The sequence below is a fragment of the Nocardioides sp. genome, assembly GCF_050246775.1.
Lineage (GTDB): Bacteria > Actinomycetota > Actinomycetes > Propionibacteriales > Nocardioidaceae > Nocardioides.
Window position 1 is genome coordinate 16,532 of sequence record NZ_JBFWVK010000002.1, and the last position, 23,064, is coordinate 39,595.

The 23,064-nt window shown below is 65.9% G+C and carries 16 protein-coding genes; 12 read left to right on the plus strand and 4 right to left on the minus strand.

Annotated elements, in window-relative coordinates:
* A complete protein-coding gene (locus tag AB7I40_RS09955; protein WP_428347947.1) occupies positions 1-2,709 on the minus strand; it encodes a DUF1156 domain-containing protein in 2,709 nt (902 codons plus the stop codon).
* A gap of 27 nt (positions 2,710-2,736) precedes the next feature.
* Between AB7I40_RS09955 and AB7I40_RS09960 the strand changes: the two genes are divergently transcribed.
* Both AB7I40_RS09960 and AB7I40_RS09965 read left to right on the plus strand, forming a co-directional pair.
* Positions 2,737-3,810, plus strand: coding sequence for a hypothetical protein (locus AB7I40_RS09960; protein WP_428347948.1), 1,074 nt, complete (start codon positions 2,737-2,739; stop codon positions 3,808-3,810).
* Positions 3,810-5,003, plus strand: a complete 1,194-nt coding sequence (locus tag AB7I40_RS09965) for an RES domain-containing protein (protein ID WP_428347949.1) — start codon at positions 3,810-3,812, stop codon at positions 5,001-5,003. The genes AB7I40_RS09960 and AB7I40_RS09965 overlap by 1 nt, the downstream gene beginning before the upstream one ends.
* 14 nt (positions 5,004-5,017) lie before the next feature.
* Here AB7I40_RS09965 and AB7I40_RS09970 read toward each other — a convergent pair whose 3' ends face one another.
* Positions 5,018-8,452: a helicase-related protein gene (locus tag AB7I40_RS09970; RefSeq protein ID WP_428347950.1), complete on the minus strand. Its 3,435-nt coding sequence runs from the start codon at positions 8,450-8,452 to the stop codon at positions 5,018-5,020.
* 102 nt (positions 8,453-8,554) lie between these two features.
* On the opposite strand from AB7I40_RS09970, the gene AB7I40_RS09975 reads away from it, so the two are divergent.
* Positions 8,555-11,842 carry an SNF2-related protein gene (locus AB7I40_RS09975; RefSeq protein WP_428347951.1) on the plus strand — a complete coding sequence of 1,096 codons (3,288 nt, stop codon included), beginning with the start codon at positions 8,555-8,557 and terminating at the stop codon, positions 11,840-11,842.
* On the opposite strand, the gene AB7I40_RS09980 is transcribed toward AB7I40_RS09975, so the two are convergent.
* Together AB7I40_RS09980 and mobF are read right to left on the minus strand one after the other, a co-directional pair.
* Positions 11,821-12,162, minus strand: coding sequence for a hypothetical protein (locus AB7I40_RS09980; protein WP_428347885.1), 342 nt, complete (start codon positions 12,160-12,162; stop codon positions 11,821-11,823). The two genes, AB7I40_RS09975 and AB7I40_RS09980, sit on opposite strands and share 22 nt — an antisense overlap.
* 111 nt (positions 12,163-12,273) lie before the next feature.
* On the minus strand, positions 12,274-15,801 hold the full coding sequence (gene mobF / locus AB7I40_RS09985) for a MobF family relaxase (RefSeq protein WP_428347886.1): 3,528 nt from the start codon (positions 15,799-15,801) through the stop codon (positions 12,274-12,276).
* A 535-nt stretch (positions 15,802-16,336) separates the two neighbouring features.
* Here mobF and AB7I40_RS09990 point away from each other — a divergent pair.
* The 9 genes from AB7I40_RS09990 (at position 16,337) to AB7I40_RS10030 (ending at position 23,050) form a co-directional block, all read left to right on the plus strand.
* Positions 16,337-16,768: a hypothetical protein gene (locus AB7I40_RS09990; protein ID WP_428347887.1), complete on the plus strand. Its 432-nt coding sequence runs from the start codon at positions 16,337-16,339 to the stop codon at positions 16,766-16,768.
* Positions 16,753-17,712: a hypothetical protein gene (locus tag AB7I40_RS09995; protein ID WP_428347888.1), complete on the plus strand. Its 960-nt coding sequence runs from the start codon at positions 16,753-16,755 to the stop codon at positions 17,710-17,712. The genes AB7I40_RS09990 and AB7I40_RS09995 overlap by 16 nt, the downstream gene beginning before the upstream one ends.
* Positions 17,713-17,735: 23 nt before the next feature.
* Positions 17,736-18,404, plus strand: coding sequence for an SAF domain-containing protein (locus AB7I40_RS10000; protein WP_428347889.1), 669 nt, complete (start codon positions 17,736-17,738; stop codon positions 18,402-18,404).
* On the plus strand, positions 18,404-19,171 hold the full coding sequence (locus tag AB7I40_RS10005; RefSeq protein WP_428347890.1) for a hypothetical protein: 768 nt from the start codon (positions 18,404-18,406) through the stop codon (positions 19,169-19,171). The genes AB7I40_RS10000 and AB7I40_RS10005 overlap by 1 nt, the downstream gene beginning before the upstream one ends.
* Positions 19,168-20,667 carry a CpaF family protein gene (locus AB7I40_RS10010; RefSeq protein ID WP_428347952.1) on the plus strand — a complete coding sequence of 500 codons (1,500 nt, stop codon included), beginning with the start codon at positions 19,168-19,170 and terminating at the stop codon, positions 20,665-20,667. The genes AB7I40_RS10005 and AB7I40_RS10010 overlap by 4 nt, the downstream gene beginning before the upstream one ends.
* Positions 20,664-21,521, plus strand: a complete 858-nt coding sequence (locus tag AB7I40_RS10015; protein WP_428347892.1) for a type II secretion system F family protein — start codon at positions 20,664-20,666, stop codon at positions 21,519-21,521. The genes AB7I40_RS10010 and AB7I40_RS10015 overlap by 4 nt, the downstream gene beginning before the upstream one ends.
* Positions 21,518-22,423 carry a type II secretion system F family protein gene (locus AB7I40_RS10020; RefSeq protein WP_428347893.1) on the plus strand — a complete coding sequence of 302 codons (906 nt, stop codon included), beginning with the start codon at positions 21,518-21,520 and terminating at the stop codon, positions 22,421-22,423. Before AB7I40_RS10015 ends, AB7I40_RS10020 begins: the two co-directional genes overlap by 4 nt.
* Positions 22,424-22,485: 62 nt before the next feature.
* The gene (locus AB7I40_RS10025) at positions 22,486-22,674 is read left to right on the plus strand and encodes a hypothetical protein (protein ID WP_428347894.1); all 189 of its coding nucleotides are present in this window, start codon (positions 22,486-22,488) and stop codon (positions 22,672-22,674) included.
* Positions 22,646-23,050 carry a TadE/TadG family type IV pilus assembly protein gene (locus AB7I40_RS10030; protein WP_428347895.1) on the plus strand — a complete coding sequence of 135 codons (405 nt, stop codon included), beginning with the start codon at positions 22,646-22,648 and terminating at the stop codon, positions 23,048-23,050. The genes AB7I40_RS10025 and AB7I40_RS10030 overlap by 29 nt, the downstream gene beginning before the upstream one ends.
* The last annotated feature ends 14 nt before the right edge of the window (positions 23,051-23,064 follow it).

Here is a 23,064-nt window from a genome sequence, read left to right on the forward strand (position 1 = left end):
TCACTCGTCCTCGTCGAAATCGAAAGCGCCCTGAGTAGCGGCGGCCTTCTTGGCCTCGCGCGCAACCTCAAGGATCTCGGGCCAGCTCGTCACCAAGCTGTTGAACGACAAGGCGTCCTTCGTCCAACCATTACCCTCTGCTACTCGGAAGAGCAGATGGGCCAGTTCCTTCACCAGGTCTGCATCGACCGCCCCGTCCGTGCGACTCAATGCCGCCTGGAGGAAGTCGCCTGCAGGCGCGATGCCGTCCCGCTCCAGGACCTTGATGAGGTGATGAAGCGCTTCCCAGTTGCTCGTGTGAAGGTCGGCAACCGGGTCATAGTCCCAACTCAGATCACCTGGTCTGATGAGATGAACGCTGTTCGCGCGCGACACGACAATGCCGTCACGATCCATGACGTCGACGCTCGTGTTGCGAGCGCGAGCAAGGCTGTCAGCGTCGCCGAACTTTCCGGTGGTGTATCCATGCTGTCGATACCAGGCGATCGCAAACCGGGTGGGCGCGTCGAAGTCGCCCTCCTGCTCATTCAGGACGCTGTCGAGGACTTCGTTGATCCGCGCCAGCGCAGACCTGACCGACATCCGTGAACCGTCAGCCTCAATCACCCCTGCGTACCGGCTGAACACGCCCATGCCGGGGCCGATGGCCGCCTGGGGCATGTCTACCGGAGCTACTGCTCCCTGTTGCAGCCGTTTGAGGGCCTCGGGGAGTTCGGACTCGAGCGCTGCGATAAAGCCGCGCCGGTCGATCGTGCCTGCTGATGCACTGCGTTTACGAACTGCCAGGACAACGGATGACGCCAGCGCATTCCTGCCGAGTTCGCGGAGACCGCCTCCGAGTTCGGTGCGCACTGGCCACGTCGCCGTTACCTGTCCACCAGCGTCGATAAGGGCCTGAAGCATGGTCTCCCAGCCAGTGGAGGCGGTGCCCAAGTCGTCGGTGTCAGACTGCTTGAACGCGTAGTAGACCGTCATCGGGAACTCAGCGTCGTGAGCTGTGATCGCCCCATCGAAAACACCTCGCAGTCCATCCTCAAAGAAGCGAGCCGCCGCGGCGGCGCTCTCGTGCCGCGCAGGTTCGGCGATGAGTTCATCCGACTTGGGGGTGACGAGGGTTCCATAGAGATCGGGCATGTACTCCCGAAGCACTTGGCGGTGCCAGAGGTAGAAGAAGTCCGACAGGTCGGCATACGGCACGTTGTCGTAGTAAGGGGGGTCCGTGCTGATTACAAGACGGCCCGCCGGCATCTCACTTGCGCTCCTCTGGACCGCCGTACCAATGCCCCTTGCTGGCACTCGCTCAAGGGCTTCAACCAAGTAGCCAAGCTGACCCGCGACGTTCCCCGAAGAATCAGAGAATGGATTGGCCTCTGCGTAAACCCAGATCATCGGCATTGCGTTGCGCGCGAAGACCTGCTCAACCGTTTCCCGGCCAGGGTGCCAAAAGCTCTGGCTCGACGCACGGTTGGCCACCCGCCCGATGAACAGCGCCAAGTAGGCCGCTACCGCATTGGCGTACTCGCCGTCTCCCGACGTCGCGAGGACGCTGTCTCGGGCCTCTCTAGCCAACTCGACGAGTTGCATCAGGAGTACCTGCTGCCGAGGCGAATAGAAGTCGCTCTGTTCGCTGAGTCCATACGCCTGAACACGGAAGCCCAGGGCCTTCTTCGGCAGGGGAACGATCGGGAAGGCTTCTGGCAGAGCGACGTCCGCCGCATCGACGGCGTATTGGTCCGGGGCCTCGTATATGCGGGTTCGGTTCCCTTCAGCGACCACACACAGGAGGTGCCGTCCCAGTCGCTGGGCAAGACCCTCTGCACGAATGTAGTCGAGCGGAATGGCCGTGTCGCAGGCCAAGCAGCGAGCGCCATTCCGGCCGACCGTGCCTGGGACTGCGGGACCAGTCTTGGTCACCGTGTAATGGACTTGCCTGCCCACGACCTCTGGGACGACGTGCGCCTGCTTTCCCTTGCGCGTACAGACCGTGAACGAGTTCACCAACGGAGTCACAACCTGACAGGCAGGATTCGGGCAAGTGACTGCTCTCGCCCAGAGCCACGCGATCGGCGTCTTCCCGTTGGCACTGGGGTAAAGGTCGCCAAGCCTCTTGCTTGCCTCGTCGCGCATCCACGTTCCGTACGCTTGGACATCCGCCGCGAGACCCGCCGCGCCAATCCACTGTCGGATCTGCGACTCTGCGAGCCCAGGATAGACAGGAGGCCGGCCGCTGAACTTTGACGGAAACTCAATCAGCGCCTTGTTGAGCAGTACCGGCACTGGGTTGAGGTCAGATGCACGAGCCTCCAGACCCAACCGCTGTGCCTCAAGCGGGATCGACCCTCCTCCGGCGAAAGGGTCCAGGATCGGCGGCGGGTTTCCTCCCGTGGACTTCAAGATTTCGTCGTACGCCTCCGCGAAGAGCTTCTCGTCACGACTGTTCTCCCACACCACGAGCCGCTCAATCAGTTCATGGAGCCGCTCACGCTCCTTGCGCTGGAGCTCCTCTGTGGGGAACTCATCCGGACGCGAACTCGGGTCATCGACGAGCTGAGCAAAGATGACCGCCCGCGAGGCAGCGAGGGGCCGGCGCGCCCACCAGAGGTGCAGCGTCGACGGGTGGCCGTGCCTGATTGACTTCTCCCGTGCTGACTCCCGGTTGATAGCCTCCAGCGGCAGAGCCACCTCGATCAACTTGCGCTTCTGAACCACTTCGACCCCTCTGGCCCATCCCTGGGCATGACCAAGCGGCGCCGGAGCGCCGTAGCTTCAGGTCCAAACCTATCGGCGACGTCCGACAGAACCGTGGGTAATGTGCAAGTTCGCCCGATCTGCCCGTGGGACGATTGCTTCATGACACCGGTCGAGGAGGCGTTCCGGTGGGCGCGCATCCACGCCGTGCGCCACATGGATGCCTGCGAACGCGCTCTCCTCCGATGGGGTGAGACATCGATCACCGAGGTCGTCACCTCGCGCGCAGCGAAGGCCGTCACTGTCGTGCCCTTCACCCAGCGAGCCGAAGCGCTCAGCGGGGCCGACTGGATTTGGTGGTGGGTGGACACCCGCGGCGCATACGGGATGCTCGTTCAGGCCAAGCGTGTCACCGTGAACGGAAGCAAGTGGAAGTTCGACTTCAGTTACCCGAAGGGAACCGGAACGCAGCGCAGCACCCTGATGGCTGTCTCGGCCACCCTCGGCCTGCTCCCCGTCTACGCCCTCTACCTCGGCACCGGCAGCTACCGCAGTTGGGAGCCGTGCCCGGACGGGCATCGAAGCGGTCGATGCCTCCAGTGCGTCAAGCGGTCGGTCTCTCTGATGCCTGCCCTGCTCGCCGACGAGTTCGTGAATGACAACGCCACAGACACCTACGACCAGTCGGTCGCACTGGAAGATCTGTGGACACCATCCCCGAAACTCGCGCCGCTGATCCCGGAACTACGGAGGCAACTTGCGCCGGACCTCCTGGACTTCCTCACGACCCGGCAGGACGGCACCCGAGCAGTTACACGGTCGATGATCGACCGAGTTCTGCGCGTGCGCATCGGCACCTTCCAGCATGCGGCACCGACCGTCACGCTCGCGACTCCGGACGGTCGGCACGACCGACTCGGGTCGGCTTTCCCCGAGCTACCCGAGGACATGGGCCACTACGGGCTGAGCTACTTCCGCCACGTCCTTGACCCCCTCCGACAGGCCCCGCCCGACTACGTCCTTGAGGCGATGACCCGAGACTTGGATGAGGACCATCTGACCTCGAACATGCCCGATAACATCGCCGGCGTTGTTGTGGTCCGGCTTCATGAGGACGACTGATGCACGACTACCTCGACGAATGGGAAGCGAAGGTCTACGCCCTCTCGGTCGCCGCGACGCATGTCTGCTCGAAATGTGTCGTCGATCGGGAGTTGTGGAGGCGGGTCGAAGCCGACACCACGCTCGGGAGGTGCGACTTCTGCGGCATCACCTCCGACTCCGCGACGTTTGAGGACTTGACGGCTGGCATTACCGAGGCCCTCTACGAGTTCTACGTCACCGCCGACGAATCAGGTGCGTACCACGAGGAGGGCGACTGGAGTGAGCGAGTCGAGGACGTTCAAGAGATTCTGATCGACTGGCTCGGAGACGCCGTAGACAGCCCCGTCGTCGTCCCGCTCACGCGGTTCGCTGCTGCCGCCAACGCGGTCGAGTATGGGTTCGTCCGGAAGGCCGACATCTGGGCAAGCCTGTACGACCACGACGAAGCTGCGTGGCGCGCCTTCATGGTTGAAGCACGGTCCGGAGACGTCGGCAAGGCCGCAACCGACCTGCTGACCCGGTTGAACCCGCGCACTGTCGCCCTGCTTGAGCGCGTGACACAGGTTGCAGCGGCGAAGGGGCTATTCCAAGTCACGCGACCAAGCCTGTGGCGCTGCCGGGCCGGCGGGCAAGACAAGAACTACCATTCGGCGCCCGACCTCGGCACAGCCCCCGCCGGTCGAGCCTCGGCCGGGCGCCTGAACGCCGCGGGCCACTCCTGCTTCTATGGAAGCACCACCGAACGCGGCGCGATCCTCGAATCAACCAAACACGCCGGCGAAGCACCCGAGTTCTGGATTGGCCAGTTTGAGCCGTCACGGCCGATCTATCACCTCGATGTCTTCGAGGTCCCCGACCCGCCATCCCCCTTTGCCATCGGGGCGGCGGACTCCCACGATGCCTTGGCGTTCCTTCGACGGTTCGCCGACTCAATCAGCCAACCCAACGACACGAACGACGAAGGGCACTACCTGCCTACCCAGGTCTTCACTGCATTCCTCCTCGCCGGAATCGAACCGCCCGAAGCCATTCGCTTCGCGAGCAGCATCGACTCGACCTCGGAGAACTGGGTTGTGTTCGTGGACCACGAACACTGCACCGACCGGCAGTCTCCCGAGAACTCCGAACTTCGTCTCGTTCTCGTGCAAGAGACGGCGCGTCACGTCTCGACAGCAGAAGTTGGATCGGCAATCAAGGCTCGACCTAGCTGAAGTTGCGCCCGCAGTCAGAACGGCGGCTTCCCCTTGGCCCAGCTCTTTGCCCAGTCACCCTTGTGGCCGGTCGCGTCGAAGTCGCCCATCTCGACGTTCGCGAACGGATCGTCGAGATAGCGAACCTCGTCCTTGTCGGGGCCGTCGTGGTCGACCTTCACGAGCGCGAGTCGGTACTTCGGCGCCGCGTTCTTGCCCGTGACGACCTCGTTGTGCGTGACCCAGAAGTCGGTGGCGCCGGCGAGCCGGGCCTTGACCTCGATGCGGTAGGTGTCGCCTGTGGTCGGGTCCGTGGACAGGATGTCGTAGCCGGGGTTGTTGAATGCCTGTTCTTCGGGGAGGCGACCGAGGATCCGCTCCTTTGCGAGCACCAGCTCGACGCCGCGGCGCTCGACTCCCTTGGTCTCCTTGGCGCGGATCGGGGCCTCTGCCGGTAGGTCCGCGTCGAGCATCGAGACCGGCAAGACGAGAGCAGCGGCGACTACGAGCGGAGGCTTGGTCGACATCTTCGCTTGCTGGTCGATCAGTTCAAGGCGCCGGTCCAGTCGGACCTGGAGGTCGGCGGCCTTGTTCGAGAGACTGCTGGATGACTCGCGGGGCTTCTCGCCGATGCGCTCCTTGTCGGCAGCGACCATCGCGTCCATGATGAGTCGTTCGCTCTCGTGCTTCAGCCGGGCTTCCACGAGCACTCGCTGCTTCTCCAGTTCAGTAGTGCGGCGAGGCTGAACCTCGGTGAGGTACTGGGGCAGTTCGTGCTCGATGATCCAACTGACGGCCTTCGACTCGGCGTCATGCAGCCACGGCAGTGCTTTGGCTTGCTGGATAGCAGGGACGTCGGGTGCCGCAACGCAGTCGAGATAGGGGGCGGGTCCTGCTTCCACGACGGCCCCGTCTTCGCCGACGTAGGCATAGCCGAATCGACGGGCGACAGAGGCGTCGGTCGAATCGACGACCTCTTCGATCACCCCGACAAGCAGTCGCGGGGCGTCGATGGTGCCGGAGACGAGCACAGTTCCTCGGTTGAGGATGCCGCCGAGGCTGGTGACAGCTTGCTCCATGACGGAGTCGTGCAGCGGATGTCCTGGCGCGATCAGGTCGGCGCGCGCCAAGCCGTCGGGGTGCACAGTGTCGAGGTCGAAGGTCACCCGGTCGTAGCGGGAGGCGATTGGGCCGTACTTGCCGTTGCGGAGCACAGCGGGCACGTTGTTGATCTCGTAGCGGCCCTTCTCGCGCTTGGCGATGCGGCCGCCGAAGCGGGTGAATGCTTCCTTGAAGGCAAGTTCGATGTAGTGCGGCTGGAGGCGTCGGGCCCGGGCCTCGTCCATCGCGGCTCGCAGTGTCGCGAGGTCGGCGTCGGAGAGGTGCTCGCTGGCAAGCGCGCGCTCGTTGAGCAGTTCTTCGAGTCCTTCGGAGACGCTGTGGTCGATGACCTCCTGCATTCGGGCCTTGGTCTCGGGAAGTTCGCCGTAGCGGATTGCTTCGATGAGGAGTTCACGCAGCGGAGTCTCGGAGAAGGCGGCGCCGAGGACGTCGAAGACCTTGCCGCCGTAAGCCTTGCGTTGCTCCTCGATCTTGTTGAGAAGTGCGGTGAAGACCTCTCCCTCGCGGGTGTTGGCTGCGACGATGTTCCAGAGGCGGCAGACTTCCTCCTGGCCGATGCGGTGGATGCGGCCGAAGCGCTGCTCGATGCGGTTCGGGTTCCACGGGAGGTCGTAGTTGACCATGAGGTGAGCGGCCTGGAGGTTGAGACCCTCGCCGGCGGCGTCGGTGGCGAGCATGATTTGCGTCTCGGGGTTCTTGGTGAACTCCTCGGTGATCGCCCGGCGGTCGTTGCGACGCACCCCGCCGTGGATTGCGACCACGGCCTCGGGACGTCCGATGAGTGCCTTGATCCGATCGCTCAGGTAGTTCAGGGTGTCGCGGTGCTCGGTGAAGATGATGAGCTTTCGTGGTTTGCCGTTGCTGTCGAGCGGGATGACGTTGTCCTGGAGGATCAGGCTCAGCTCTGACCACTTCTTGTCGTCGCCCCGGTCGCGGACCTCCTTGGCAACCTTCGCCAGTGCGTTCAGTTCGAGGATCTCGGCTTCGAGTTCGGCGATCGTCTCGGCAGCCGTGGCGGCGTCGACGACGTTCTCCTCGAAGTCCTCAAGGTCTTCGGCGGACATCTCGTCGTCGTCGATGGACTCGACGGCGTACTTGTAACGGTCCTCGCGCAGAACGTCGCGGTCCTCGCGGTAGGTGCCGTTCTCGATACCGCGCTTCGTCAGTTCCAGCCGCTCGGCTCGGCGGATGAGACTGCGGAGAATTGCCTCGGGGCTGGACGCGAGTCGGCGCTGGAGCACCGTGAGCGCGAATCCCACGGTGTTGCGGCGCTTGCCATCGAGTTTGGCGGCGCGATTCATCCCGTTGCGGACGTAGTCGGTGACCTGCTCGTAGAGGTCGTTCTCCAGTTCGGTCAGCTCGTACGGGATCGACTCCGCGACCCGCTCTGGGAAGAGCTTGCGCCCGTCGAACGTGAGGAGGTCCTCCTTGACCATGCGCCGCATGATGTCGCTCGTGTCGACGGAGGCAGCGTTCTTGCCCGCGAAGCGGTCCTTGTCGAGCAGGCTCAGGAAGAGTTGGAAGTCCTCCTCCTTGCCGGAGTGCGGTGTGGCCGTCATCAGGAGGAAGTGGCGCGACACCTCGCCGAGCATTTCGCCGAGCTGGAAGCGCTTGGTCTTCTCCAGCTTGTTGCCGAAGTAGTGGGCGCCCATCCGGTGCGCCTCGTCCACGATCGTCAGATCCCAATGCGAGTCGCGAAGCTGCCGCTGGAGGTCTTCGTTGCGGGCGACTTGGTCCATCCGCGTGATCAGCAGAGGGTGATGCTCGAAGACGTTGTTGTGGACGCTCGCGTCGATCATCTGCGTCGTGAGGATCTCGAACGAGAGACCGAACTTGAAAAACAGCTCGTCCTGCCACTGCTCGACAAGGCCACCAGGGGCAACGATCAAGCATCGCTGAACATCCTCGCGAAGGATCAGTTCCTTGATGAAGAGGCCGGCCATGATGGTCTTGCCCGCACCGGGGTCGTCCGCGAGCAGGAACCGCAGCGGAGTGCGCGGCAACAGCTCGCCGTAGACGGCTCGGATCTGGTGTGGGAGCGGCTGCACGTTGCTGGTGGCGACCGCGAGCATCGGGTCGTACAGGCCGGCCAACTTGATGCGCTGGGCCTCGGCGACCATCTTGAAATCGGACGCAGGAGCGTCGAACGCTCGGCTGCCCGAAGTCGAGACGGCGAGCGTCTCCTCGTCGCGTCGGAACACGACTCGCTGCCCAAGGTCGCCGCCCGACGTCTTGAACGTGATCTCGACCGCGTCCGCACCGTGAGGCTGAGCGAAGATGACCTGAACGACCTCGTGGGGCACGACCCCGGTCAGTCGCAGCCCGGAGGCCAACTCCTCCAGCTTCATTCTTCTTCCTTCCTTCGCTGAGTCGAGCGACGTTACCCGGTACCGCCGACAATGTCGGAGGTTTCTCCTAGGCTTGCTTGCGCACAGGCCAAGGAGAACCAGATGAAGCGCGCCGACCGGCAGCAACTTGGCGCGGTCATCGACGAGGTCCGCGCCTGGGTCAATACTGCCGAAGAGGTCCGACACCTCGCAGCACACCTCCCACTCTCGACGGGGATCGACCCGACCGCCGAGTTGTCACTCCTCGACTCGCTGGGCCAGGTCACGGCATCCGGAGACCTGGTCACGGCTGGCCAGCTCGCGAAGACCGTGTGGTTCGACGGACGCAAGAAACTCCAGCCCGCCCACGAGGCGGCGGCCCGGCTCGGTTCGTTCCACGGCCAGGTCAAAGCAGCCTCCACGGACGAGACGCTGGCGGCATTGCACGGGCGGCTGGCCGCCCAGTCGGCCGCCGAGCGCGACCAACTTCAAACGCTCCTCACGACACTGGGTTCGCTGCGTGCGGAATCCGCGGAGATCCTGCTCGATGCCACCCACATGCCGGTCACTCGCGAAAAGGTGCTGACGGCCGAGGAAGACACTGCGATGCAATCGCTCATCCAAGTGGTCGACCTCCATGCCCCCGAGGCCGAACACCTTCTCGACCCGTCGCGTTGTGCCACCGGCGCGTGCTCGACATGGCATTCGTCGGCCCGCCTGTTGCGCGACCTTGAACAGGAGGCTGACGCCTCAGGGCTGGATCTGAAGATCCTTGCAGCTCGGGAACGTGTCGATGCTCAACTCACGACGGAGCGCGCACAGGTCAAGAACCTTGCGGAGAAGGCGAGCACGTGGACCGCTCGCGCACAGGCCATCCGCGACGCCCGAGTGAACGCTCTCAAGAATGTCGAGTCGACGATCGAGACGGCTCTGGCTTCGGCGGTCGACGTCAAGGGCATCCCGTCCACGCGGCTCATCCCTTTCGCGCCGGCTGACGCAGACCTCGTACCGAACCTCAAACTGCTCAGTTCGTTCGTGCTCACATCAGCCGACGAGTCGGACCTGACCGCGGCTGGTGAACTCGCCAGTACAGTCGCGTCTCGGATCACGCCCTCCTTCGACGGCGCCTGGAAGTGCCCGCGCAGCGGGACTTGCCTGGCAGCACACAACGAGGCCGCGCGACTCCTGGAGTCAGCAACAACGGTCGAGAGCAACCTGGATCGTCTGACACCTCCAGGTGTCGAGAGCGGCGGCAACCTCGACCGGCTCTTAGAACCCTCACTCGCGTTCACGTCGTTCTTGCCAGGCGACGCGTCGAATGTCGAGTTGCTGGACAAGGCTCTGACGGCTCGCGCGCGGGCCAGTGTGGGCACGATCATCAACGCTGCCAAGGCGGCGAAGGAGGCCGCGGAGCAGGCGAAGAAGGCGGCCGAGGACGTACAGGCGAACGACGTAGCAAATGCATTGAAGGCGATGGACCTCGACGCGCTTCGGAAGGCATCGACCAACACCGAACGCTTTCGGACCGCCCCCTTGGAGGCGTACGACCTCCACAACGTGTGGGACGTTTTGAAATTTCAGGAGAAGTACCTCCTGGCCTCACTGTCCGGGCTGGGTGAGACCTCCGCCAGAGCCATCACCCAAGCGTCGCTGCGGCTGCTCGAAGCTGTGCGAGACGAGACGCCTGTGCGCATCGACGTCAAGCGGCGTTCCAAGAAGACCGGTGCCCTTCTCGACGCGCTGCGGCAATGGGACGCCGCCCGACGGTTTGACCCCAGCAAGGATGAAGTTGCGCTCGCGAAGAGGCTGAGCACGCTTTTCGGCTCCAACCGATCCGCGGAGCACGTCGTCAGCTTCACGCAAGGAGCCGCAACCGGCGCGGCACGTGTCGTGGAGATGCTCACTGACGCGCTCAAGCGCAGTGTTCCCGCTAGCACCGACTCGGATGTATGGACCGACTTCCTGTCACGACCGGCCGACTACTTCGGGATGCTGACCGAACTCGGCTTCGTGACTGAGGACGAGAAGAAGATGCACGGCGATCTCCCCGAGGAGATCATCGAGGCAGTCCGAGCCAAGGAGTTGAAGAGGGACTACCTCACTGCCTCGCTGCGCACCTACCAGAGCTTCGGTGCTCGCTTCGCGCTCGTGCAGGAGAAGGTCGTCATCGGCGACGAGATGGGGCTCGGCAAGACCGTCGAGGCGCTGGCCGTGTTCACCCACCTTCGCGCTACAGGGCACTCGCACTTCCTGGTGGTGTGCCCGGCAGCGGTCGTGAGCAACTGGATTCGCGAGACGTCGAAGCACACCAAGCTCAGTGCGGCCCGACTTCACGGCCCGCTCTGGGAGCGCAACTATGCCGCCAAGTCGTGGATTCGCAACGGTGGCGTGGCAGTGACGACGTACGACCTGCTCCCGTGGGCACAGGAACACATCAACAACGTCGAGGTCGCATCGGCGGTCTTTGACGAGGCGCACTACATCAAGAACCCGAATGCGAAGCGATCACTCGCAGCCGCCGAGGTCATGGACTCCCTGAAGTACGTCGTCCTCATGACGGGCACCCCGCTGGAGAACAGCGTGCAGGAGTTCCGCAACCTGATCGGCTACATCCGCTCAGACCTATCCGACTCTGCCCCAGAGTTCCTGGCATCGAAGTTCCGCAAGCACGTCGCACCTGCCTACCTGCGTCGAAACCAGGAAGACGTCCTCACAGAGCTGCCCGAGCTTGTCGAGATCGACGAGTGGATGGGGATGTCTGACGCCGACGAGCGCTCCTACCGCGAAGCTGTGCAGGAAGGTCACTTCATGCTGATGCGGAGGGCAGCGATGCTCTCCGCAAGGTCGCTGAAGGTCGAACGACTCCTTGAGATCGTTGACGAGGCCGAATCCAACGGCCGCAAGGTCATCGTGTTCTCGTACTTCCGTGAAGTCCTCAACGAGGTCGCGCGGCTTCTCCGGGGAGAAGTCTTCGGCCCCCTCACCGGATCGATGCCAGCCAGGGACCGTCAGACACTCGTCGACAAGTTCGCTTCCGCTGGCCACGGGGCAGCCCTCGTCGCTCAGATCACCGCCGGCGGCGTCGGACTCAACATCCAGTCAGCATCGGTCGTGGTGATCTGCGAGCCGCAGCTGAAGCCGACCATGGAGGCCCAGGCGATCGCACGCGCACACCGCATGGGTCAGACGAACACCGTGCAGGTCCACCGGCTCCTGAGCGAGAACAGCGTGGACGAGCGCATACGAGAGATCCTCGCCGACAAGAAGCAGCTCTTCGACGAGTTCGCCCGCGACAGCGTGATCGCCGAACAAGCGCCGGATGCGGTCGATGTCACCGATGCCGAACTCGCCCGCCTCGTCGTCGCCGCAGAGCGGGAGCGTCTCTTCGGTCAGGCCGACACGAAGGACTGAGCAATCCGCTGCTCGCGGTGTCGCGCTGCGGCCGCTCTGAGCATCAGCAGCGGCGAAAGGACGGCCATCCAGGCAAACTTTGCGGCGTTCCAGAAGTAGAGGAACACCAGCACGTTTGCGAAACCGAGGCCGGGGCGGGTGGCGAAGTGGATCGCCAAGACGGTCAGGCCGAGGTAGGCGGGCGTGGCAACGAGGGCGACCGGGATCGCCCACTTGAGACCACGCGGGCTGCGCAACCAGTCGACTGCGCGGTTGGTAGGCATGTAGAAGCGGAGGTAGCCGCGGATCGCGGCGCTGAGGTGCCAGAGTGCGGCGAGCATGATGGTCTCCTTCGGTCGGACTCATCTCCTCCCTACACCGGTGGTTCGACAGGACGGGCGCACCATCGCCCCTTCTGGGGAGAACTCGCCTGGAACTGCCGCTGTGTACCGCTACGCGATCACCCGTCCCGGTGATTCGAGCCTCTGGCTGCGCCCGTCCTGGAGGTTGGCCGCGTCCTCGGCGATGGCTCTGGCGCGGCGGATGGCCTGCTCCGCGCGGGCGGCGTCGAGCTTCTGAGCCTCGTTGTCTGGGTCGCCCAGCGTCCTGCGCCCCTCCACCTTGTAGCGGTCGCGGTACGCGGCGACGGTCCTGACCTCGTGGAGCCAACGATGCCGGGCTGCCTCGATCGTGGGCGGGGTACCCAGCCGCTTCAGCCAGGGTGCCTTTTCGTTGGCCGCCTGCTCGGCCAGCGCCATCGCCCGTCCTTCCATCAGGTCCGCGAGTTCGGTCAGCACCTTGGCCATCTCTGGACTCATCGGTCCGTCCGCGACCGGGATCAGGCCGGCGACCAGCTTCGGGGTCGGGCGATGCTTCCCACGCCTTGGTTGGGCTGCCTTCTGGACGCGGCTGATGAGCACGGCGCCGATGTCCTCGGCGTCGTCGAGCGCCCGGCGGGTGACGACGGCCGGCAGGACCTTCTCGACGTCGTAGTAGTTCGATTCCGCACGCCTCAGCTCGGCGGTCAGCGAACCGAACGACTGCGAGGTCAGCACCTGGTCGACCTGGGTCTCGGTGAGGCCGCTCTTCTTGATGGCTGCAACCCAGCGGTCGCGCTGGGCGACCGCGCCGATGGTCTCGTACTCCGCAGCGAGTTGGGCGATGGACGACCAGCGCTCCTGCTCGGCCACGATCATCTGGTGGGCCGACAACTCCCCGCCGAGGTGCTGGAGCACGCCGTACAGAACGGTGTGGGCGTTGACCTCGTCCGGTTCGGGAGGGGCGTGGCCCTCGTCGGGCTTGTCGAGGGCCACGTAGGCGATGTTCGAGTCGCGGCCGCGGGTCATGGAGACGTAGAAGTTCTCCCGGGTCGTCGAGCCGGTCACCACGACGTGTGAGGTGTCGACGGTCATCCCTTGGGCTCGGTGTGCAGTGACGGCATAGCCGAGGTCGACGTGCTCGGCGACGTACGCCGCGGGCAGGGTGACGGTGCCGCCGAAGTCCACGCCGAGCCGCTGGACCTGCATCGAGCCGTCCTTATGGACGCGGGTGACGGTCCAGCGATCGCCGTTGCGGACCCAGCCACGGCGCAGGGTGTGGAGGCGGCGGTCGTTGTGCCGGGTGATGACGAGGTCGCCCTCGGATGCCTGGGTGCCGTCGGCGAGGTTGACCTCGATGTCGCCGACGGGGTTCGCGACGATCCGGTCTGCACGAGCGCGCTGGTTGAGTCGGGTCACCATGTCCGTCGCCTCAGCGACGAGGATTGAGGTGCGCCCCGTCTGTACGTCGGCCGCCCACGCGAGGTAGGCGGCGTCCATCATCTCGTCGGTCGTGCCCTCCTGGACGCGCTCGTTCGCGACGTAGGTGCTGATCACCTCTGCGCGCCCGAACCGAAGGTCGAGGGAGGCTGTCTTCTCCCACTCGTGGGTGAAGCGGTGGACCTCGGTCAGCTCGGGGGTGTCAGGACGGGCGGAGGCCAGCAGGCTGAATGCCCCTCCGGCGTCGACCGACTGGAGCTGTGCCCAGTCACCGACCAGCAGCACCTTCGCGCCCGGATCGGCGGCGAGCGCCGTGAGCCGGTCCAGCGTCAGAGTGCCGGCGAGGGTCGCCTCGTCGATGATGACGAGCTGGTCCTTGCGGAACCGCGCACGGCCTCGGTCGTGCTCGTGCAGCCACTTCGCGGTGTTCTCGCAGCCGATGCCCAGGTCTTCGGCGAGCACTTGGGCGGCGACGGCGCTCGGCGCCAGCCCGACGACGCTGCCCTTACCGTGAGCCTTCGTCCAGGCTGTCTTCAGAGCATGCATCGCCGTCGTCTTGCCAGCCCCGGCAGGGCCGACGAGAAGGTCGACCTGTCGCCCGGACACGGCAATGCTCACCAGCGTCTCGGACTGCTCGGCAGACAGCAGGTGTTCCTTGCGGGTCACGCGCTCGATCACTGCCAGGTCCACAGACGGAGCTGCCATGTCGTTCGAGCGAGCCAAGAGCCGGTCCTCGGCAGCGAGCAACGCCTCCGACGTGAAAACGACCGCGTGCCGGGGACGGAAACGGCTGGTGGCGTCAGCTCGGCGGAACGTCTCGGGGACGGCCACGAGCTCAGGTGGCGTCAGCTGCAGCGACTCCTGCTTGGCGGCGTCAACGATCATCCCGACGACAGCCTCGCGGTCTTCGGCGCTGGCAAAGCGCCAGCCCATCGTCTGCCGTGATGCCTCGGCCCAGAGGTTCCAGTGCCTCCAGGTCGAGCGCTTCTCCTCGACCGCGCCGACGACAGAAGCCGCGACCTCGGTGATCGCCCCGAGGGGGATGTCGTCGGCTCGGAGTGTAGGACGGGCGATGGGACGGGCGGTGACCTCCTTCGCCCAATCGACTGCGCCCCTCCCGAGGATCTTCTGCGCCCGTCCTCGCCACTCGGTCGTCAGGTCGAACAGGGAGTGGATCTCCTTCTCTGGGCGTGTGGCGAGCGTGGCCTTCGCGCGCAACTGGATGACTTTCGCCGAGGACGGGCGATGCCCTGTGCGCTCGGTGTACTCGGCGATGAGCCGGTCCTTCTCCTCGTCGATATGGCTGGCCCGGCTGGAGAACTCGCGGACAAGGGTCTCCGGGACGGGCGCAAGCTCCCAGGCTGGGTTCCGCTCCGCCCCACGTTCGCGCTGCTCCCACTCGATGCCGAAGAGGCGCGTCATGCGGTCGGCCAACACGGCGTTGTAGTGCTCGGAGATGGGAACGTTTGCCTCGAACATGGGGCGCCCGTCCAAACTTCGCCATCGCCCGTCCGCTGTCGTCTTGACCTTGTTGGAGATGACGACGTGGGTGTGCAGCTGCGGATCGCCGAGACGTGAATCCCAGTGGTCGTAGGCCGTGGCAGCGACTCCGATGATGTCGGCCTGCATCACCGCTCCGTCTCCTACGGCAACGCCCCTCCTCGTGCAGGCGACCTCTCGCTCGATGAAGTCGAGCACCTCCGCGACGGCCTGGTGGTGTGCCTCAACGATGAGCGCTTGCGTCCCGGCGTCGGCCACGCCCCAGAGCGCGGAGACTGACTTGGGAACGCTGAACGTGTAGTCGAAACCGGCCACGGCGCTCGATGCCTTCCCCGACTCCTCGGACTTGATCTCGGCGAGTGCGGCCTTGCGTCGCTCGTCGCCCAGGTCTGCGGGGAGTTCCGCCGCCCGGGCCGCGATGCGTTCTTCGAGCGGAGGAAACGCGGGAAACGCCCGTCCCAGTTTCTCGCCGGTCACAGGGTCCAGCCCGGCGCCGATGAGAGCCTGAAGCTGGCGCGGCGTCACTGTGTCGCCGCGCTTGATCTCCCCGTTGCCGAAGGCGTGCAGCGCAGAGCCCATCCAGCGCCCAGGCGGCGTGCCTTCCTCGGTGTAGTACCTCGTGACCGGGTTCGGGTCGCCAATGTTGGCGTCTCCGCGGACCACGCTCTTGAGCAGGTAGTCGCAGCCCCTGCCTGCGCGAATCGCCTTCACCGAGACGGTCATCAGCGCACACCTCCTTGGCGTGAAGGTGTGCCGAGGTGTTCATAGACCCGACTTCATGCGGGTCCATCCACAGCCCCGGGCCACGGAGCCCACCTCGTTCTGCATGACGTGTATGTCGAGAAGGAGGGCAGGGGCGCGTGGGACGGGCGCAGGCGGCGTACGGCGCGGAGCACCTGGGGAGCAGAGACGGCGGTCTCGGCCGCGAGCGGAAGGAGAAGGACGTGGAAGGTAGCCAGATTCAGGGTCCGAAATGTGACGTAGACTACGAGCACGGCGACCTCGCCGGTCCGTCGGCAAGGCGTCGTCCGCGCTCAACACCAACCCTGGTGTCGAGCAGAGGATCTCGGTCATGACGCGCGTACGAGGAGTCCAGAGTGTCGCGACGGCAGCACTGATTGTCGTCGCTCTGACGTCGTGTGCCGAAGGCAATGAACCAGCGGCGAGTCCGAGCCCCAGCCCGAGCTCGCCGGCCCCAACCACATCCACACCGACGCCGCCGTCTGACAGTGAGGTTGCCTCAGAGGCGGCGTCTGTCGTGCTGCGGAAGTTCTATGACGTCCGCAACCAGCTTCGCCAAGACCCCAGCCAGCCGCTGACCCTCCTCGACGACGTCGCGATCAGCACCGAGCTCGCCGCCCAACAGAACCTGTTCAAGCGCGAGCGCGAGCAGGGGGTGCGGCAGACCGGGGAGACGAAGGTCGTCGAGCTGGACGTGAAGTCAGTCAACCTTGACAACTCCGACCCTAAGGCCGGCAAGGTTCCGACCGTCCAGATCGACCTGTGCTTCGACGTCAGCGATGTGGACGTCATCGACAAGGACGGCAAGTCGGTCGTCACCCCGGACCGACCGGACACCGGCTGGATTCAGTTCCTGGTGTCGAACTACCAGTGGGACACCGATCCCGATGGCTCGTGGCGTGTCGCCTCCAGCCAGGACATCGAGCGCACGCCATGCGAAGCCTTGTAGCCCGTGTCGTCGCACTCTCACTCGCAGCAGCGGGTCTGCTGATCCTCGCCCCGGCGCCGTCCTACGCCGACACGGTCTGCCAGGTCACCGACCCCGAGACGGGCGTCTGTCTCATATGGATTGAGGTGCCGGGCGAGCCGGGTGATCCCGGCGACGAGGGTGACGACGGACCGAAGGACACCGGCTCGGGCGCGGCGTGCTATTGGGATGGCACCAAGCAGAACATCCATAAGCCGCCACCTGGTCCGGTGCCCTGCTCGTCGGAGTACGGCTACTGGTCGAACGGCTACAACTGCTACATCTCGATGCTCGACCCGCAGCCTCCTGCCGGCGATCCCAACTGGCAGGGCCACGAGCCCGGCGACGGTGCGATCTACAACTGCTACCAACCGCAGACCGGCATCCTGATCTGGATCTGGTCGCAGGATCCGCCACCGAACTCCGATACCGGCCCGACTCCACGCGAGGTCGCGCAGATCGCGATCGAGCAGATGGACCTGCGCGCCATCGACATCGGCATCACACCCGAGCCTGGTGAGGACAGCATCGGCATCGTCGGCATGCCCGTGTGGATGTGGGCTGCCAGCCCCGACGAGCACACGGTCGGGCCGATCACCGAGTCCGCCAGCGCCGGCGGGATCACCGTCACCGCCACAGCGACGCTCCACAAGATCACGTGGGACATGGGCGATGGCACCGAAGTGACCTGCATGAGCGCCGGCACGGCGTACAAGGCGTCGTTCGGTAGAGCGAAGTCGCCGGACTGCGGGCACACCTATGAGAAGTCGAGCTCGAAGAAGCCGGACGGGAAGTACACGGTGACCGCCACCTCGGACTGGGTCATCACATGGGAAGGGGCGGGCCAGACCGGAACCATCCGGCTGAACGGCCTCACACGATCGGCCGCGATCGCGGTCGGGGAAGCGCAGGTGCTCGTGCAGTAACGGGCAGCGGAGAGGCAGTGAGTATGAGTACAGCCACCCGGATCGACGGGACTCTCAACCAGGAGGGTCCGGCCGCGACTGCCCTCGCGCCGCCACCGAGGTTGCGACGACGTCCCGCGCTCATCGCTTCCGCGATCGGTGCCGTCTGCATCGGCGCCCTGCTCGCCGGATGGGCATGGACGGCGACGACGAATACCCAAGAGGTCCTCGTCGCACGGCACTCCATCGAGCGCGGCGCGGTGATCGAAGCCGACGATCTCGCCCGCGTACGGCTCAGCGCCGACCCTGCCCTCAAGCCGGTCGCGGCCTCACAGTTGGAGGAGGTCCTCGGGCAACGAGCAGCGATGGACATCGCCGAGGGCGGGATGCTCACGCCGGGCTCGTTCACCGCCGAGGTCATTCCAGGCGAGGGACAGTCGGTGGTCGGGGTCGCGCTGACCCAGGCCCAGGCACCCGGCCTGGATCTTCAGTACGGCGACCGCGTGCTCGTCGTGGTGACTCCCACCCAGGGCGAGGAACTCCCGGCCGGGACGCCGCTGACCAACGATGCCACCGTCGTCGGGGTCCACGTCTCCGAGGAGACCGGGCAGTCCGTAGTCGACCTGCTCGTCCCGAAGGCTGACGCCGCGGTGCTGGCCACGCGGATCGCCACCGGCAACATCGCCCTCATCCTGGAGTCACGGGAGCGCTGATGGCCGTCATCGCTCTCACTTCTGCCTCCGGCTCGCCCGGCGTCACCACGACGGCGCTCGGGCTGGCGCTGCTCTGGCCGCGCCCGGTCCTGCTCGTCGAGGCCGATCCCACCGGCGGCTCCGGGTTGTTGGCGGGCTACTTCCGTGGCACGCGGGAGTACGACGCCGGGCTCATCGAGTTGGCGCTGACGGCGAGCAACCTCAGCGATGCACTCGCCGACGTCGCCCGTCCCATCGAGGGCACCACTGTGTCGTTCGTCGCCGGCACCAGATCGCACACCCAGGCCAGCGCGCTCCGGGATCTCTGGACTCCACTGGCGGACGTGTTGAGCGAACTTGAGTCCACCGGGCAGGACGTGATCGTCGATGCCGGTCGACTGGGACTTCACGGGTCGCCGGAGCCCCTGCTCGATGCTGCTGACCTGGCGCTGCTCGTCAGTCGTACGACGCTGCCGAACCTGTCGGCGCTTCGGTCGTGGGCCGAAGTGTTCCAGCGCCCCGCACTCGACTGGCACCAGTCTGCGGTCCTGCTGATCGGCGAGGGCCAGCCCTACAGCGCCCGCGACGTCTCCGGGACGGTCAGCCTCCCTGTGCTCGGTTCTCTGCCGAACGACCCCGAGTCTGCAGCGGTCTTCTCCCGAGGAGTGCCACCTCCCAAGAAGTTCGACACGGGACCTCTGGCCCGAGCACTCCACGCGGCCATCGCCTCGATCCACTCGACGATCACCCGCCGTCGCAACGAGCTGCTCGAAGGAGCCCGGTCGTGACGACGGAGCGCGCTCCTGAGGCCAACGAGGATCACGAGACCCCGCCAGCCGGGCTGCCGCTGTTCACCCAGCCAGTGCCGCCCGTCGCCGAGCGCCGCGACATCGCCCGCCCGCTGACGTCGGTGGGACACCTGTCGGCTGTGAGCACCACTGCATCTATCGGCAGGAACCTGGACTGGTCGCTGGTCTCTGCGCTGCGTGCGCAAGCCTCCGAGCAGCTCAGCCAGTCGGTCGCCGCCGACCGAGGACGGCTCGACAAGCTCGCGCAGGAGGAGTTGGGGCGGACGATCGTGCTGGACCTCATCGAGGCCACCGTCGCCGACCGCGTCAACGCGGGGATGCCCACCCTTCCTGTCGCTGAGCAGGATGCGCTCGCTCGGGCGGTCTTCGACTCGCTATTCCGGCTCGGCCGGCTTCAACCGCTGGTGGACGACGACCGGGTGGAGAACATCATCATCACCGGTCACGACAGCGTGGTCCTGGAACTCATCGACGGCTCCCAGGTCGACGGCCCTCCAGTCGCCGACTCCGACGAGGAGCTGATCGACTTCCTGGTCTTCCTCGCCTCGCGCTCCGAGGTGAACGCTCGCGGGTTCTCCGAAGCACAACCGCGCCTGCATCTGCGGCTCGACGGGGGCTCGCGTCTCGCCGCTGCCGCATGGGTCACGCCGCGCCCGTCTGTGGTGATCCGGCGGCACCGGCTGATGACGGTGACGCTCGACGACTTGGTGGCCAGAGAGATGCTCACGCCGGTCGCCGCGTCGTTCCTGCGGGCGGCGGTGCGTGCTCGCAAGTCCATCGTGGTCTCCGGCGCACAGGGAGCGGGCAAGACGACCTTGGTCCGGGCGCTCTGCGCTGAGATCGATCCCTTGGAGGCGATTGGCACCTTCGAGACCGAGTACGAGCTGCACCTGCACGAGTTGGGGCGGCACAAGATCGTCCACCCGTGGGAGGCACGTCCGGGCTCCGGGGAGCGTGGTGCGGACGGGCGCATGGCCGGCGAGTTCACGCTCGACGACGCCCTGGTCGACTCCTTCCGCTTCAACCTCGCTCGCCAGATCGTCGGCGAGGTCCGAGGCAAAGAAGTCTGGGCGATGATCAAGGCGATGGAGTCTGGCACCGGGTCCATCTCCACCACTCACGCCTCAGACGCGGTGGCAGCGATCCGCAAGCTGGTCACCTGCGCGATGGAAGCCGGGCCTCACGTCACCCACGCGCTGGCCACGAGCAAGCTCGCGTCGACCATCGACGTGATCGTCCACCTCAACATGCGCACCACCAACGACGGCGGGCGTTCGGCTCGGCGACGCCGGGTGGCCGAGATCATCGCCCTCGACCCCGGCGAGCGCGAGACCGGCTATGCGACCACCCACGTCTTCGCGCCCGACCTCGATGGCACGGCAGTTCCGGCGATCCTGCCCGACTCCTACCGGGCGCTCGCGGCGTACGGCTTCGACCTCAGCTCCTACCTGGCCCAGCAGGAGGTGCGGTCGTGATCGTCCTCGTCCCTGCCCTCGCCGGCGCGCTGATCGTCGGTGGCCTGATCGCTCTCGTCGTGGGCCTGCGCCCGTCCCCGGTGGTCGAGCGTCCCTCCCGGCCGCGCAAGGTCCGCACGCTTACCAAGCAGACCCGGATGCTCCTGGTCGGCGGAGTCGCCGCCGGAGTCGTGGCATTCTTGGCAACCGGCTGGGTGCTCGCCCTCGTCGTCGTGCCCGTTGCCTTCGTCGGCCTGCCCGTCCTGCTCTCCTCCTCCTCGGCCGCCCAGCGGATCGCCCGCCTCGAAGCGATGGAGGAATGGACCCGCTCCCTCTCCGGCGTGCTCACGGTCGGCGTCGGCCTGGAGCAGGCATTGGTCGCGACGCTGCGCTCGACTCCTGCCGCGATTGCCCCCGAGGTGACCCGACTGGTGGCCCGGCTGCGCGCCCGCTGGCCCACCGAGGACGCCCTGCGCGCGTTCGCCGACGAGCTCGACGATGCAACCGGCGACCTCGTGGCCGCCAACCTGATCCTCGGCGCCCGCAGAAGGGGCGCAGGGCTCGCGAGCGTGCTCGAAGGTCTCGCGGAGTCGGTTGCGGCCGACGTACGCGCTCGTCGTCAGGTCGAGGCAGACCGCGCCAAGCCTCGTGCCACCGCACGCTGGGTCACCCTGATCAGCGTCGGCGTGCTGGTGATCCTCGCGGTGTCGGGGACTTACGTGCGGCCGTACCAGAGCCCGCTCGGGCAGGTCGTCCTGGTGGTGTTGCTGTCGCTCTACATCGCAACGCTCGTCTGGATGAAACGCATGGCGCTCGGACGGGCGATGCCCAGGTTCTTGTCGCCCGTCCCCGTCACCAGGGAGGGCGCAGCATGACCACCGGACTGCAAGTTGCTCTGCTGGGAGGGGCGTTCCTCGGTCTCGGCGTCGTGCTGCTCATCGCCCGCCTGATGCCGGCCGAGCCGGACCTCGCCGAAGCTCTGTCACGACTGACGCCCGCCAAGGGACGGGCGAACGCCGGTGGCCCGGTCACGACCGCCAAGGGCAAGGAGCGGATCGGCGTGTGGGCGATCAAGGCACTCCCGCCGGCCGTCTGGATCAGGACGCCGACGAGGGAGCTTGCGCTGCTGCGCATCCCGTTGGCCCGGTTCTACGGCGACAAGATCGTTATGGCACTCATGGGGTTGGTGATCCCGCCGCTGCTGGCGTTCTTCTTCGAGCAGATCGGCCTGGGCCTTCCGGGCGCGGTCCCGGCCATCGCGTCGGTCGGTCTGGCTGTGGTGATGTTCTTCCTGCCCAACTACAACGCGGTCGACGATGCCCGGAAGGCCCGGCTCGAGTTCGCGCGTGCGCTCGGCGCTTACATCGACCTCGTCGCATTGGAGCGGCACAACGGCTCCGGCGTACGGCAAGCGATGGAAGCCGCGGCTGAGGTCGGCGACTCGTGGGTCTTCACCCGACTCTCCGAGGAGCTGACGAGGTCGCGCTGGTCGGGCCAGCCGCCGTGGGATGCCCTGCACGCCCTTGCCGACGAGCTGGGCCTGCCCGAGCTCGACGACTTCGCCGACATCATGCGGCTGTCCGGGGAGGAGGGCGCGTCGGTCTACGCCAACCTGCGTGCCCGCTCAGCAGCCATGCGCACCGCGATGCTCAACGACGAGATCGCCGAGGCCAATGCCGTCGGTGAGCGCATGACCATCCCCGGCTCCCTGCTCGGCGTCATCTTCATGGCGCTGCTCGTTGCCCCATCCCTGCTGCGGATGTTCAGCAACACCTGACACCCACGACCCCCACCTCACCACCGAGAAAGGGAACCCATCAACGAAAGGGAGAAGCCCCTATGAACCGATTGCTCGCCCTCCTGCTCACGCTCCATCTGAGAGTCGATGCGCGTCTGCGTGCCCGCGACGAGCGAGGCTCTGTCACCACTGAGCACGTGCTCTGGGCGGTGGCCGTCATCGCCATCGTCGGCATCGTGGTCGCGGCGATCAAGGCTTACGTTGAAAGCCAAGCGGGCCAGATCAAGTAGGCGGCAGGACGAACGCGGCTCGGTCTCCATCGAGCTGGTCATCCTGCTGCCCGCTCTCTTCGCGGTCATGTTCCTCGGGATGCAGGCCGCGTTGTTCTACCACGCCCGGACGGTGGCGATCGCCGCCGCGCAAGAGGGCGCCAAGGCCGCTGGCGGTGAGAACGGCAAGGAGGCCGACGGCGTCTCGGCTGCCTCCTCGTTCGTCGACGAAGCCGGTGGCGACGACGTGTTGTCGGGCGCGACCGCGACGGCCAACCGCACCGCGACCACTGTCACCGTGACAGTTCGAGGGCACAGTCTGAGCGTCATCCCTGGATGGAACCCCGTGATCGTCCAGTCGGCCTCGCTCCCGGTGGAGAGGGTCACGGCACCATGATGTTGCGGCGACGC